Origin of the sequence: Collinsella aerofaciens (assembly GCF_040910325.1) — a bacterium.
In the GTDB taxonomy this organism is placed as follows: Bacteria; Actinomycetota; Coriobacteriia; order Coriobacteriales; family Coriobacteriaceae; genus Collinsella; species Collinsella aerofaciens_BL.
The window spans coordinates 60329-74074 of sequence record NZ_JBDGAV010000003.1; the positions used below are offsets into that span (position 1 = coordinate 60329).

At 62.1% G+C, this 13746-nt stretch carries 14 protein-coding genes and 1 tRNA gene; 7 read left to right on the plus strand and 8 right to left on the minus strand.

Annotation, left to right across the window (positions count from 1 at the left end; translation table 11 throughout):
* Nucleotides 1-187 precede the first annotated feature (187 nt).
* Nucleotides 188-829 (plus strand): GNAT family N-acetyltransferase, encoded by a 642-nt coding sequence (locus AB5Z25_RS02170; protein ID WP_368134683.1) that lies wholly within the window; start codon nt 188-190, stop codon nt 827-829.
* 138 nt (nt 830-967) lie between these two features.
* Here AB5Z25_RS02170 and AB5Z25_RS02175 read toward each other — a convergent pair whose 3' ends face one another.
* On the minus strand, nt 968-2911 hold the full coding sequence (locus tag AB5Z25_RS02175; protein ID WP_368134684.1) for a DUF2207 family protein: 1944 nt from the start codon (nt 2909-2911) through the stop codon (nt 968-970).
* Nucleotides 2912-3427: 516 nt separating this feature from the next.
* On the opposite strand from AB5Z25_RS02175, the gene gluQRS reads away from it, so the two are divergent.
* The gene (gene gluQRS / locus AB5Z25_RS02180) at nt 3428-4429 is read left to right on the plus strand and encodes a tRNA glutamyl-Q(34) synthetase GluQRS (RefSeq protein ID WP_117847874.1); all 1002 of its coding nucleotides are present in this window, start codon (nt 3428-3430) and stop codon (nt 4427-4429) included.
* A gap of 15 nt (nt 4430-4444) precedes the next feature.
* Here gluQRS and AB5Z25_RS02185 read toward each other — a convergent pair whose 3' ends face one another.
* Complete coding sequence (locus AB5Z25_RS02185; RefSeq protein ID WP_368134685.1) at nt 4445-5170, minus strand: metallophosphoesterase; 726 nt, start codon at nt 5168-5170, stop codon at nt 4445-4447.
* A gap of 85 nt (nt 5171-5255) precedes the next feature.
* The gene (locus tag AB5Z25_RS02190) at nt 5256-5495 is read right to left on the minus strand and encodes a hypothetical protein (RefSeq protein WP_117847870.1); all 240 of its coding nucleotides are present in this window, start codon (nt 5493-5495) and stop codon (nt 5256-5258) included.
* A 359-nt stretch (nt 5496-5854) separates the two neighbouring features.
* Here AB5Z25_RS02190 and AB5Z25_RS02195 point away from each other — a divergent pair, with 359 nt between their 5' ends.
* Genes AB5Z25_RS02195 through AB5Z25_RS02205 form a run of 3 tightly spaced genes read left to right on the plus strand, consistent with a single transcriptional unit; the run spans nt 5855 to nt 8465 of the window.
* A complete protein-coding gene (locus AB5Z25_RS02195; RefSeq protein ID WP_022093856.1) occupies nt 5855-6397 on the plus strand; it encodes a UBA domain-containing protein in 543 nt (180 codons plus the stop codon).
* Between the two features lie 18 nt (nt 6398-6415).
* Complete coding sequence (locus AB5Z25_RS02200; protein ID WP_195232729.1) at nt 6416-7186, plus strand: response regulator transcription factor; 771 nt, start codon at nt 6416-6418, stop codon at nt 7184-7186.
* The gene (locus AB5Z25_RS02205) at nt 7170-8465 is read left to right on the plus strand and encodes a sensor histidine kinase (RefSeq protein WP_195232720.1); all 1296 of its coding nucleotides are present in this window, start codon (nt 7170-7172) and stop codon (nt 8463-8465) included. The genes AB5Z25_RS02200 and AB5Z25_RS02205 overlap by 17 nt, the downstream gene beginning before the upstream one ends.
* Before the next feature lie 75 nt (nt 8466-8540).
* Here the strand turns inward: AB5Z25_RS02205 and AB5Z25_RS02210 are convergent, their stop codons facing one another.
* Together AB5Z25_RS02210 and AB5Z25_RS02215 are read right to left on the minus strand one after the other, a co-directional pair.
* On the minus strand, nt 8541-8915 hold the full coding sequence (locus tag AB5Z25_RS02210) for a VOC family protein (protein ID WP_117802785.1): 375 nt from the start codon (nt 8913-8915) through the stop codon (nt 8541-8543).
* Nucleotides 8916-8926: 11 nt separating this feature from the next.
* Nucleotides 8927-9214, minus strand: coding sequence for a PTS sugar transporter subunit IIB (locus AB5Z25_RS02215; RefSeq protein ID WP_148332642.1), 288 nt, complete (start codon nt 9212-9214; stop codon nt 8927-8929).
* A gap of 163 nt (nt 9215-9377) precedes the next feature.
* On the opposite strand from AB5Z25_RS02215, the gene AB5Z25_RS02220 reads away from it, so the two are divergent.
* Both AB5Z25_RS02220 and AB5Z25_RS02225 read left to right on the plus strand, forming a co-directional pair.
* On the plus strand, nt 9378-10001 hold the full coding sequence (locus AB5Z25_RS02220) for a hypothetical protein (RefSeq protein ID WP_349070502.1): 624 nt from the start codon (nt 9378-9380) through the stop codon (nt 9999-10001).
* Nucleotides 10002-10032: 31 nt separating this feature from the next.
* A tRNA-Leu gene (locus AB5Z25_RS02225) sits at nt 10033-10117 on the plus strand.
* Between the two features lie 349 nt (nt 10118-10466).
* Here the strand turns inward: AB5Z25_RS02225 and AB5Z25_RS02230 are convergent.
* The 3 genes from AB5Z25_RS02230 to eno form a co-directional block, all read right to left on the minus strand.
* Nucleotides 10467-11468, minus strand: coding sequence for a Ppx/GppA phosphatase family protein (locus tag AB5Z25_RS02230; RefSeq protein WP_368134686.1), 1002 nt, complete (start codon nt 11466-11468; stop codon nt 10467-10469).
* A gap of 20 nt (nt 11469-11488) precedes the next feature.
* Nucleotides 11489-12250: a hypothetical protein gene (locus AB5Z25_RS02235; RefSeq protein WP_368134687.1), complete on the minus strand. Its 762-nt coding sequence runs from the start codon at nt 12248-12250 to the stop codon at nt 11489-11491.
* A gap of 189 nt (nt 12251-12439) precedes the next feature.
* On the minus strand, nt 12440-13729 hold the full coding sequence (gene eno / locus AB5Z25_RS02240) for a phosphopyruvate hydratase (protein ID WP_368134688.1): 1290 nt from the start codon (nt 13727-13729) through the stop codon (nt 12440-12442).
* Nucleotides 13730-13746: the final 17 nt, after the last annotated feature.

Below are 13746 nucleotides of genomic sequence, written 5' to 3' on the forward strand. Positions count from 1 at the left end.
TCAATGTAGCGCATCGAGCGCGACGTTGCACCCCGCAACGGGCGCATGTGCAGAAAAAGTTTGCGCGCGGAGGGGATGGACACGGCACTGGGCACGGTGAGTTGATGGAACACAGGGGCACCATAATTAGATGCCAATGGCGTGGTAGAACTGTGCTCGATATGTATCCGCAATAGAAAGAGGCACCATGGTCTCGCGGGTTCTCTACCGACCGTTTGATACCGAAGATTTCGACGCCATCGCGCTGATCCTGCAGCAGCTTTGGCACAACAACTCGGATAACGATGAGTACAACCGCCTTGAGGCCGCGTGCGATCTTGCCTACTGCCTTTCTTCCTCGACGTTTTCGCAGGTTGCCGTAATCGACGGTCAGGCGCGCGGCATTGCGCTTGCACGCGCAGGACAGAGCTCCGGCGTCACTATCAACGAACATTGGATGGATACCGAACGCGCGTTGCTGTCGCAGATGCGCGAGCTGGAGCCCGAAGCTTGCGCCGAGTATCTCTCGTTTGTGCGCGCCACCATTCGAACCAACAACCGCCTGCTCGAATGCAGCCCGCTGCCGCACGACAACGAGGTCACGCTGCTTGCCGTGGATCGCGATGTCCACGGCCTGGGCGTTGGCACGGTGCTGCTCGACGCCGCAATCTCGCATCTGTCCTCGCGCGGGGCGACCAGCGCACACCTGTACACCGATTCCAACTGCTCGTGGAAGTTCTACGAGCTGCACGGCTTTAAGCGCACCGCCACGCACCGCGCCAACCGCGAGGAACGCCGCCACGCTATGCCGCGCGAAAGCTTCCTCTACGAACTCGATCTAACAGCCTAAACCCAGCAGCCATACCTAGTCATTTAGGGATGTTCCCAGTGATTAGTCGTTGGGGACAGCCTTCGTAGGTAGCGCATGAAAATGGGATGGATCCGTCGGCAGTCGCCGGAGAAGATCCATCCCAAAAATCAGAGCGCGCTAGAACGTTCCGCCGCCGCCTCCGCCGACGCCGCCGCCTCCGCCGCCCGAGAAGCCACCGCCTCCGCCGCCGCTCGAGCTGTCGGAGCTCGACGCCAGCTCACGGATACTCTCGTGATACACGTCATCGAACGTATCGAGCGGAGACTCGATACCGTAATGATGGTAGTACCACCAGTAGCAGGGATAATTGTCGTAGAAGCCGTCGGCCTCGCGCACCTCGGGCGGCACGGCCTCGGCCAGCTGTCGCAGCACTTCTTTCGAAACGCCCAGGGCAACGCCCATCACCAGCAGCTTGTTCCACAGCACCAGATCGCCGGGGACGGCTTCCTTTAGACGCGTAAAGTCCTCGAGCCAATGCTTAAGTGCCTTGCAGCGAGCCGCCACCTCGGCGCCCTCCGGCGTAAAGCGGCGGAACGTAAGGCCCACGCCGATACCCACCAGCACAATCGGCACCGAGATAATCGCGGCGATAACGTTTGCCTGCGCGCCATCGGTAAAGAAAATGGATCCAATAGGAATAAAGGCAATTAGAATGCCCAGGACCAGGCCAAACACCATTGCGACAATACCGTCCGAGGCAACGTACTCGCTATCGGCCAACTTGCCCTTAACGGTGTTCTGATAGTCCTCGAGCTTGTCGCCCACGGGCGTAGCGTGCTGCTTGACGTAGTGCTGCAGCTCGTCGAACGTGCGCGAACGATCACCGTTCTCGTCGGGCTTAGCACCGGCAAAGAAGACCTTGAGCACCATGCGGTCAATGCCCTTGGCCGACTTCCAGCCCGCATCACTCACCGTCACACGATACGTCTGCTCTTCTTTTTCACGCCCCAACAGACCCTTCTTGGCCTTGGTCACGGTCGCCTGCTCCAGCTTGATCACACGGTCGTCGGTGAGCTTCATGAGCGTGGCGATATATGCCTGATCGGGCACCTCGTTCCAGCTCATGAGGGCCGAAAGCACGGCGGGATGGTCGGCCGAGGGCACATCGCGGAAATATTCGTCCTGGAAAAGCGGCTTGGGCTTGCGCTTGCGCAGCTTGAGCATAACGATTGTGCCGGTAAAGGCCACCGCCGCAACAACACTTAGCACGACAAGTGCATTGGCAATCATGCGAGCGTGAGCGCGGCGGGCGTTAGCTTCGTCGGCCCATTCCTTCTCTTCGCTCAGGATCGTTGACATGCGCTCTTCGCCCGAGGCGGCAAGCTGCGGCACCCAGTCGCTGGGGAAGGCGATGCGTGCCTCGGCGAATTCGCCCTGATGCACGCAGGGAATGGTATAGGTGACCATGGGTTCGTCCGCATCGAGCGATACATCGCCCGTCAGCGGGCCGTGGCCCCATGCGCGGAAGTTATCGCCCTTGACGGCCGCCGTCCCGGCAGCGGCATTTGCGAAGTACACTTCCATCTCGACATCGTCGGAGTCCGCGGACCAGCCGTCGCCCACAAACTTCCAGTAGAGCTCGGCGGTATCGGCCCAGTTCATAACCGCACCGGTCATGGTATAGCTCACGTAATAGGTCGCGCTGTCGCCGCTCTCGTGAGGACTGAATACCTTAATCCTTACGCCGTCACCGGTCTGCTCGACCGTGTAGACGCCAGAGTCGCCCTTGTTCGCGCTATCGACTTTGTTAAACGCGGTGTCCTCTTCCTCGACACTCAGCACGTCGACGCCCGCCGTGCCGCCCTGCTGGTTGGTGCCCGTATTGATCTCCCAAAACACGCCGTTGATGTCGTCGTCGAAATCAAACTGGCGTCCCTCGACAACGGTTAGCGAGCCGTCGGCCTCGACCGTGGCACCGATATAGGTTTGGGTCATGGAATAACCGTCGGCGTGTGCGGCGGCGGGCAGTAGCAGCAATGCAAGCGCGACGAGTGCGCAGACGGAAGCAAATCGCGCAAACAGGCGGCGCTGCCGACAGGTTTTGGCAACGGGGTCGTTCATAGGCACATCCTTTGTCTGTGATACCAGTAGCGTCATTGTCCCACGTTTGCGGGTACGCATGACAAACATCTAGGCGACCGGAGCGCCAAACGGGATGAAAGTCACACCCGCACCCCGGCAGCTAGTCATTGGGGACGTTCTTAAATGACTAGTCATTAGGGACACCCTTGGCATAGCCCGCCCCGGCAATAGATACCACTTCACAGCTCCGTCACAGGTGTAGCGGCTTTGTGTGGGCGCGGCACGCGCTGATTGAGCCGCCAGCCGAGGGGCATAAAGCAGTTGAGCGAAAACGGTTTGCCCCTTTGCCGTTCGCTCGAGGATCATGTCCCCCTTTTCCGCGGAAACCCCGGCAGTTGCGAAGAGCTGCCGGGGTTTCTGTCGTTTGTGAGGCTAAGTCGGTACGCAGCGATCGAGACCTTGAGCCGCAAACCCACCGTGCGCAATGCGTACCGCCGCCCAACTTGTGAGCGCAGCAACGCCTTCCCTGCCAAGCCCCGCGCTATACTCGTCCGCATGGATATCAACGCACGCAACATAGCAACACACGCCGCGGACGCACCAGCAACGGCAGCGCCCACCCCCGTCGTGGGCCGCTTTGCCCCGTCGCCCTCGGGCCGCATGCACTTGGGCAACGTGTTCAGCTGCCTGTGCTCGTGGCTTTCGGCCCGCAGCCAAGGCGGCAGCATCGTGCTGCGCATCGAGGACCTGGACGATCGCTGCAAGCGCCCGGAACTTGCCACTCAATTGATTGACGACCTGGCCTGGCTGGGACTGGAGTGGGACGAAGGCCCCTACTACCAGCACGATCGCCTGGATCTGTACGAGGACGCCCTGCGTCAGCTGCAAGACGCCGGCCTCACCTATCCCTGTTTTTGCACGCGTGCCGAACTCCACGCCGCGAGCGCGCCGCACGCGAGCGACGGCACGCCCATCTACCGCGCCGCCTGCCGAGACCTTTCTGCCGAGGAGGTTGCCCGCCGCAGCGCCCTGCGCGCTCCGGCCACGCGCCTGCGCGTACCCGCCGTCGACGACCTCGCAAACGATGTGATCGAATTCGTGGACCGCACGTATGGAGCCCAATGCGAAGCACTCGCCACCGAATGCGGCGACTTTTTGGTGCGCCGCAGCGACGGCGTTTTTGCCTACCAGCTAGCCGTGGTGGTCGACGACGCTGCCATGGGCGTCACCGAGGTCGTGCGCGGATGCGATCTGCTGGGCTCCACGCCGCGCCAAATCTACCTGCAGCATTTGCTGGAACTTCCCACGCCGCACTACGCGCACATTCCGCTGCTCATGTCGCCGGATGGCCGCCGCCTTTCCAAGCGCGACCGCGACCTGGACCTGGGCGAGCTCCGCACCCGCTTTGGCGCGCCCGAGGCACTACTGGGCTGGCTCGCCGGGCAAACAGGCATCGCGCCGGACGCCACACCGCGCTCTGCCGAGCAGCTGGTCGAGCACTTTAGCTGGGATGTTATCCGCACGCATCGGGAAAACATCACTGTAACGGTCGAGTAGCCAGCCACCCCGCCCCTACGCGACATCCCAGGGCTGGAGTTCGTCGCCCAGGCGGACAATACAGTCGTAGAGCACGGTGTGGCACTCGGCTGGGTTGGCGTCACGATGAAAATGCCCGTAGTACCAGCGCTTGTAGTCCAGGTGGTCCTCCAGCTCGTCGAAAAACGTGGTGATTCGATCGACATCGGGATAATTCCAGCCAGGTGCCGGGTAAAGCGTGGGCGAAAGCATGCGCGTGGAGCAGGTATGGGTGATCGCATAGTCGACCTTCCAACCCACGCTGTCGAGCTTTGCCCGCGCCTCCTCAAAGTTGCGCTCGTCCGGCAGCTCCTGCGGCCACCAGCTGGAATACGGAATGCGGTATTCCCTGTCCACGCTCGTGGCGCCGCCCATGGTAAAGATCGTTGAGCCGTCGAGCTCAAAAACCTCACCGCGCGTCAGGCGTCGGATGGGCGAGGTGTCCGACAGACGCTGCGTCAGGCCGCCGTGCCACAGCTCCATGGGGCGCTCCGACCAGTGATCGAAACGCTCGTGGTTGCCGTCGACAAACAGCACGGTATAGGGGCGCGACTCCAGCCAGGCGATGTCGGCACATTCCTCGGCAGAGAAATCCCACGGAAAGCCAAAGTCGCCCGCGATGATGAGATAGTCGTCACTTGTCAGACCATCCCCAAGATCCCAGTCGCGAAGCTTTTGCATGTCGACGCCGCCGTGAATATCGCCCGTCACATAGACCGTCATCGGATCACCACTTCCCTGTAAGTCGCTAGCCCACATTCTGCACGATCACTAAGTCAACCGTTCCAGCCCTTCCATCCTTTGGGACCTACCCCTCGCTCTTCCATCCAAACGGGTCAAACACCCAAAAGATCAGATCGAGCACGCCGCCGGTCATCGTGGCGCCGGCAAGAGCCATGCAAACATGCAGAAAGCTGGCACTTCGGAGCACGTCGAACGGCCCCAGAACAGCCAGCAGCGCGACCGCTGCGCCGGCTACGCACAGCGCGAGGCACGGCCCCGCGTCCTTTACGCACTTCTTTGCGAGATGCTTTGCGTTGTCACTCATCGGTATCGAACTCCTTAGAGGGTCGTTGTTCAGACGCATGCCGCCGCGGCAGAGCGGGGCGGCAGGGTAAGTGTCACATGCTGTGCGGACATCAATGGAGAAACCGCCTGCTCGACCAACCTTTGACGCCGTTTTGCACCGGCACCACATCCCCCGCTATCGAGGTCTAATACTTTTCCCACCGCTACCCAAAAACTCATCCAACGTTAATCTTGGCTCAAGAATCGCTTAATCTATAACCTGCACTATAGAGTTCGACCAAGGGCGGGGCGGCGCCGCGCAACGCAGGCCGCCGAACGCAACGCTCGCGCCCGGGCAGATCGCCCGGCGTCGCGCCCATCGAACGAAAGGAACAGGTCATGGACGACCTCGAAAAAGTTGAAACCATCCGCACCAAGTGCAACGTGAGCTACACCGATGCCAAGGCCGCGCTCGACGCTGCCGACGGCAACGTCTTGGATGCCATCATTTGGCTCGAGTCGCAGGGCAAGACCCAGACCACGTCGGCGCACGCCGCCACCGAGTCCGCGCCAGTCGATGAGCCCTCAGCCGAGATGGTCGCCGCGCAGGCCGCCTACGAGAAGTCGAGCGAAAAGACCGACTTCTCCAAGAAGATGGACAGCGTGTGGGAGTACCTCAAAAAGCTCTTCCGCCTGAGCCTGGACACCAAGTTTATCGCCACGCGCCGCGACGCGATCATCCTCAACATTCCCATCCTGATCCCCATCGTCGCGCTGTTTGCCTGGGGCGCTACGATTTGGCTGATGCTGATTGGCCTGTTCTTTGGCATGCGCTACCGCATCGATAGCGACGGCGACGTGCCCGGCAGCATCAACAACCTTATGAATCACGCCGCCGATGCCGCGGACGACATCAAGCAAAATCTCAACGACGACAAGTAATCGCAGACGGGGGCACGCATGGCACGGATCCTGATCGTAGAGGACGAGGAGAAAATCGCCCGCTTTGTGACGCTCGAGCTGGAGCACGAGGGCTACCAGGTGGAGCACGCCGCCGACGGCCGCACCGCCGTGGACCTGGCGCTGGAGCGCAACTACGATCTGATTCTGCTCGATGTGCTGTTGCCGCAGCTCAACGGCATGGAGGTGCTGCGACGCGTCCGCAAGCACAAGGATGTACCGGTGATCATGGTCACCGCGCGCGATGCCGTGATGGACAAGGTGGCCGGGCTCGATGCCGGCGCCGACGATTACCTGACCAAGCCGTTTGCGATTGAGGAGCTGTTCGCACGGATCCGCGTGGCGTTGAAGCGCTCGGAGGCCGTGCGGGCGGCTTCGGGCGTTGGCGGCGTTGGGGCCGGGACGGGCGCTACGGGCGCCGCTGCGATACCCCCGGCTGGCGACTCGACCCAGGCATCCGCCTCGCCCTCCCCCGCCGCGCTCACCGTGAGTTCGGTCGCGCTCGATCCCGACCGCCGCGAAGTCACGGTCGGCGGCTCGCCCATCGCGCTCACTGCCCGCGAGTTCGACGTCCTCGCCCTGCTTATGGCGCACGCCGGCACCGTACTCACGCGCGAGCGCATCGCGCACGAGGCGCTGGGCTACGAATACGTGGGCGACACCAACAACGTCGACGTGCACATCGCGCACCTGCGCGCCAAGATCGAGGACGCCGGCGGCGCCCGCATCATCCAGACCGTGCGTGGGGTGGGCTATGTCTGCCGCGCGTAACGCCGAGGCCAAGCGCGTCACATCCATCGCCCGCGCCATCAACTGGAGCTATATGTGGCGCCGCTTGATGAGCTACGTCTGGCTCGATCTGCTGCTGATGGTGATTGCGGCGGCGATCCTCGTCTATGGATACAACCAGATGCTGCCCGACGGCGCGTTTACCGCAGGATGGATCCCCGGCGTCGCCGTTCACGGCATGTCGCTGGCGCCTGCGCGCGGCTGGGACCTGGCAACGCTCACCTATACCGTCGAGCTTGCGCGTACCACCAAGACTTTCCCCCTCGCGCAGGACCTCGTCGCGCTATGGCCTCTCTACCTTGTCGTTGTGGGTTGGCAGGTCATCAGCGTGCTCGACATGCTCGGCGGCGCCCGTCGCGTGCGCCGCACCATGGCACCGCTCAACGACCTGGCCTTGCGCGTGGACGAGCTCGGCCGTATGCAGCTCTCCGGCGGCAAGATGGAAACACTGGAGCAGGCCATCGAGCGCGCAAGCGTCGACTCGCCGAGCGTCACTACCGGCGACGCCGACCTGGCAAGCATCGAGGTTGCACTCAACCGCCTACTGCGCCAGATGCAAGAGGCCAAACTGCAGCAAATGCGCTTTGTCAACGATGCGAGCCACGAGCTGCGCACGCCCATCGCGGTGATTCAGGGCTACGTAAACATGCTCGATCGCTGGGGCAAAGACGACCCGGACGTGCTGGCAGAATCTATCGCGTCCCTCAAGGCCGAAAGCGAGCACATGCAAGAGCTTGTGGAGCAGCTGCTGTTTTTGGCACGCGGCGATGCCGGGCGCACGGTCCTGCGGCGCGCAAATACCAACCTTGCCGCACTGGTCGACGAGGTATGCGAGGAATCGCAGATGATCGATACCGAGCACACGTATCGGCTGGCCTTTGACGCTGCGCTTGTCAGCGACCCGCGCTGCGACGCGCCCGTCGACGTGGCGCTCGTGAAGCAGGCTCTGCGCGTGATCGTGCAAAACGCCGCCAAGTACTCGGATGCGGGAACGACCGTCACATTTGGCGTAGCGCCGGATGCGGGCGCGGGCACGATCGACATAAGCGTTGAGGACGAGGGCATCGGCATGAACCAGGAATCCGCAGCTCACGCGTTTGAACGGTTCTACCGCGCCGACAATGCACGCGATGCCGGCGCACAGGGCTCGGGTCTGGGGCTTGCCATTGCCAAGTGGATCGTCGATAGCCATGGCGGCGTCATTGGCGTGACCTCAGTCGAGGGCGTCGGCAGCCGCTTTACGATTCGTCTGCCGCGCTAGGAAGCCCCTCGGCATAAATAAAGGGATAGGGCCACACGGCCCTATCCCTTTTTGCTAGCTATGGCAGCTTGTGCGCTACTCGCGGCACAGATGCACGGCGAAACCGGCGAACTCGCGCTTAAAGTACACGAGCTTGGTGCTACCGTCGGGCAGCAGCGCGCGCGACTCTTCGTTGACCTCGAGCCCGCGCTCGGCAAACCACTTCTCGGCCGCATCAATGTCGTTGACGGCAAAGCCGATGTGGCCCTTGGTGCCACGACCATTCTGCTTCATGACCTCGACCAGCGAATCGTTAAAGTACGAAACCGGGGTCTCGATAACGGGCAGACCCATCATCGTCGAGAACAGCTCCGCGATCTCCAGGGCGTCTGCCGGGTCGGTGGCGTTAATGCCCACATGGGCAACGCGCATGCCAAAGAGCTCGACCGGATTGGCGTTCTGCTCACTCATGCAGTCAGCGCCTACTGAGCCATGACGTCAAGAACGGCCTTCTCGGCAGCGACGCGGTTCATGCCGGTCATGAAGGGCACGCCGCTCACGTACGGGCAGGTAAGGCCCTCGGGGGCAACGGTGGTGGCGATCAGCAGATCGGCGCCCTCGTCGCAAACGTCCTTGGCCTCGGAGATGGCGCACTGCACGATCTCGTACTTGTCGGCGTAACCGTTGGCGTCGAGCATGGTGGCGACCTTCTGGGCAACGAGCGTGGAAGTAGCAGCGCCAGCACCGCAAGCCAAAACGATCTTCTTCATAGGTAATGTCTCCCTTCATGGTTTACTTTAGGTAAGTGTACCGCAGCGAGCGATGGCGCTCGGCCTCGATGCGCTTTTATGCCAGTTTGCTTGCACGCCGCGTATAATACATCTAGCACGTGTTGTCATACCGCTCGCTTTACGAGCGACTAAGGACTCTAAAATGCCCGATTCCCGCACCCTCTGGACCGCCGTCGTTATCATCTGCATCGCCGTGTCGGTGTTCTTTAGCGTCAAAAAACGCACCACGTTCAAGCGCTTGCAGCAGCTTATGGCTGCCAAGCAGTGGGACGAGTTCGATCGTTTGCTCGACGCCAAACTCACCAGCATGCTGTACCCGCGCTATAACCGCGACTACCTGCGCCTGAACTCCTATCTGCTGCGCGAGGACCATAAGCGCGCCGACGAGATGTTCGACCTGCTGCTGGGACTCAACCTCCCCAAGATGCAGCGTGTCGACCTGGTAATTAAGGCCTTTAACTACTACGTTGGCCAGGAGGACCGCAAAAAGTCCAAGGAGCTGCTGCACGAGATCAAAGGCTTTGAGGGCGGCCAGGCCGAGGCAGTCGCACACGAATGCCAACTGATGTACGACACGATGATTCTCAAGCGCCACAACGACATTCCCGAGCTGGAGCGCATGCTCAAGGAGGCCGGTGACGACAAGGTCAAGAGCTGCCGCTTGGAGTATCTGTTGGCTCTGCAGTACAAGAACAAGGGCGACGAAGCCAAGTTCCAGGAGTTCCTGGAGAAGTCGGGGCAACACTCGATGGCCGTCAACGCGTAACGGACGGCTTGTGCTAGACTTCTAGTCTCACGGGGGCGTGGCGGAATTGGCATACGCAGGAGACTTAAAATCTCTCGCCGCAAGGATTGTGGGTTCGAGTCCCACCGCCCCTACCATATGGAGCTTTCGAGCCCGTGTCCCCAAGGGATGCGGGCTCACTTCTTTTAGATGCCGGTGGGACTCGAACCCGCGAGGGGGGGGGCGAGCGTCAAGCGGACGCGCAGCGTCCGCAGCGAGCCGGCGAGGGCGCCAGCAGGCGTCCGAAGCCGGTGCGGATTTGCGCAGCAAATGCGCGGACGTCCCACCGCCCCTACCATTTGGTTTTTACGAGCCCGCGTCCCCCAGGGATGCGGGCTCGTTTCTTTTACACGCCGGCGGGGCTCTAAGTTGCGGTGGAATAGATCCTGTTTATACCGTTTACCAGCTTATTTAGGAACTATTTCACCGCAACTCAGAGGAAGACGGTTAAAGAGCACTCAGGCTCGGGGTCCAGCCGATGGTGGGAGTCGCGCCGTCGAGGGTTTCGTTGATAGTGGCGGCCATGCCGGCGAGGAGGCTGTTCTCGCTTACGGTGAGCGCATCGTAGCCGCCGGCACGCATGAGCTCGCGGATCACCACGGCGCCGGCCAGAATCACGCCCGCGCGCTTGGGCTGCACGCCCGGCAACGCGGCAATGCCTGCAACATCCAACGCAGACATGCGCTCGATAGCGGCCGAAACCTGATCCAGCGAAAGCTCGCGCAGGTGCACAAAGCTCGAATCGTACGGTTCCAGCTCATGAACGAGCGCCACGAGTGTGGTGACGGTGCCACCCACTGCGACCAAGCGTTCGGCGCGCTCAAAATTGCTCGGCAGGCCCTCAAAATAGGCAGCGAACTGCTCGCCCGCCCACGCGGCAGCGGCAGTAAGCTCGCCGCGTGCGGGCGGCAGTGCCGAGAAAAATCGCTCCGTCACACGGCGACAACCGATGTCCAGCGAACGCGTGCCCTCCAGCGCAAAGACCCCACGCTCCGGCGCATAGACGCCCGTCGCGAGCTCCGTGGATCCGCCGCCCGAATCGGCAACAATGATGCGCTCGCCAGCAAAGTCGTGTGCCACGCCAAAAAACGTCAGGCGCGCCTCGACCTCGCCCGGAATCACCTGTGGCTCAAGCCCCAGATCGCGCAGGCCGTCCAGCAGCAGCGCGGCATTGGACGCATCGCGCGCGGCGCTCGTGCACGTGGTGCAGATGCACGCGGCCCCAAAGGCACGGGCCTCATCCGCAAACATGCGACACGCAGCGAGCACACGCTCGACAGCCGCCTCGCAAAAGCGACCCGTCGCGTCCACACCCTCGCCCAGGTCGGTAATCTCGGTATGCTTGGACGATCCCACGATCGCCCCGCCCTCGACCTGGGCCAACACCAGTCGCGACGACACCGTTCCCAGATCGATCGCCGCCACCTTATATCGTTTGCAATCTGCCATTGCGGGTTCCCCTCCGGGCGCTACTCGCCGTTGGACACGACCGTCTGGCCCTCGACACCGTTAAACCCAAACAGCATGTCGAGCGCCTGGATATACCACGGGGCGTCCTTACCGACGTCTTCGATTTCCTTGGCAACTTCGCTGGCCTTCTTGGCGTTCGACGACTTCTTGCTCGAAGACGAATCCGAATCGTCGTCCAGGCCCTGCACTTCAACCCTCTTCTCGCCGGGCATCACCAGGCCCAGATCCTCGGACGCCGCATCCTTAATGCCCTCCTCCGAGAGCAGTTTGTCGACGCTTTTTTGCAGCTCATCATTGTATTGCTGACGAATCTCGACCTGCTTGGCCAAGATATCGCTCGAACGCTTTGCCACGTACAGATCGCGCACGGGGAAATACAGGCTCACGAGCACCAGGGCAACGACAATGCCGATGAATAGCCCTCGCTGAGGACCGTGGGTAAAGTCGTAGATCGCCTTGACCACCGCGTTGTCGTTGGCGTAGTGCATAAAGTCCGAGCCCGAAAAACGGTTCGAAGGCCTGCTCGACCTATCGTGCGTTTGAGCCGACGAGCGCTGAGCATGCGACGAACGTGCCGGGCGCACCGGTCCATCTGTCGAAGTATTCACTTGAGCATTGGGGCGCGAGGTACTTGTCGGGCGCTGCATGGAGCGGTCGGCGCCGGCGTAGGCGGACCCACCGAGCTGCACCGTGCGCGCACGGCGAGGCGACGGCTCACGCGAACCGGCGGAATAGTACCTGTTGTCGTAAATCTGATCCATGTGCGCCTTGTGCGGTTGAGGTTTGTTTGCGCTAAGTATTCTAGTTATAGCACGAGCGCCCGCACCGCCTTCGCCAGCCTTTGCTCGACATAAAAAAGGCGCTGAGTCATATGGCCCAGCGCCCAATGGCGGCCATCAGAAGTGGAACGGAGCCGAGTCAGCCCCGCCCCCCCCGCGAGCGCCACTTGTTTAGCGAATGTTGTAGAACGAGGCCTTGCCGGCGTAGCGCGCACTGCCCTCGAGCTCGTCCTCGATGCGGATGAGCTGGTTGTACTTGGCGATGCGATCGCTGCGGCACGGGGCGCCCGACTTGATCTGGCCGGCGTTGACGCCCACGACCAGGTCGGCGATCGTGGAGTCCTCGGTCTCGCCGGAGCGGTGACTCACGATGCAGGCGTAGCCGGCCTCCTTGGCGGTCTCGATGGCCTCGAGCGACTCGGTGAGCGTACCGATCTGGTTGACCTTGACCAGGATCGCGTTGGCGGCACCAAGCTCGATGCCCTTCTTGAGGCGCTCGGTGTTGGTGACGAACAGGTCGTCGCCCACCAGCTGCACCTTGTTGCCAATGCGGCGGGTAAGCTCGACCCAGCCGTCCCAGTCCTCCTCGGCCATGCCGTCCTCGATGGAGATGATGGGATAGGTGTCGACGAGCTTCTCCCAGTAATCGACCATCTGGGCGCTCGTGTACTCCACGCCCTCGCCCTTGAGCTCGTACATGCCGGTCTCGGCGTTGTAGAACTCGGTGGACGCCGGGTCCATGGCGTACATGAAGTCGACGCCGGGCTTAAAGCCGGCCTTCTCGACGGCCTTGGTGATGTACTCGAACGGCTCGGCATTGGTCTTAAGGTTGGGGGCAAAGCCGCCCTCGTCGCCCACGCCGCCGCCCAGGCCGGCCTCGTGCAGCACGCCCTTGAGGGTGTGGTAGACCTCGGCGCACCAACGCAGGCCCTCGGCAAAACTCGGGGCGCCCACCGGCATGATCATAAACTCCTGGAAGTCAACGTTATTGTCGGCATGCACGCCGCCGTTGAGGATGTTCATCATGGGCGTGGGCAGCAGGTGGGCGTTGACGCCGCCCAGGTACTGGTACAGCGACAGGCCCGCCGACTCGGCAGCGGCGCGGGCGACGGCCAGCGACACACCCAGGATGGCGTTGGCACCGAGCTTGGTCTTGTTGGGGGTACCGTCCGCGGCAATCAGCGCGGCATCGACGGCGCGCTGGTCGAAGGCGTCGAGGCCCACGACGGCGTTAGCGCACTCGTTGTTGACGTGCTCGACGGCCTGCGAAACGCCCTTGCCCAGGTAGCGGCCCTTGTCGCCATCGCGTAGCTCGCAGGCCTCAAAGGCGCCGGTCGAAGCACCCGAAGGCACCATTGCGCGGCCAAAGCTGCCGTCCTCGAGCACGACCTCGACCTCGACGGTGGGATTGCCGCGGCTGTCGAGTACCTCGCGACCGTAGACGTCCAAAATATCGCTCATGTTGTCTCCCTCTCACT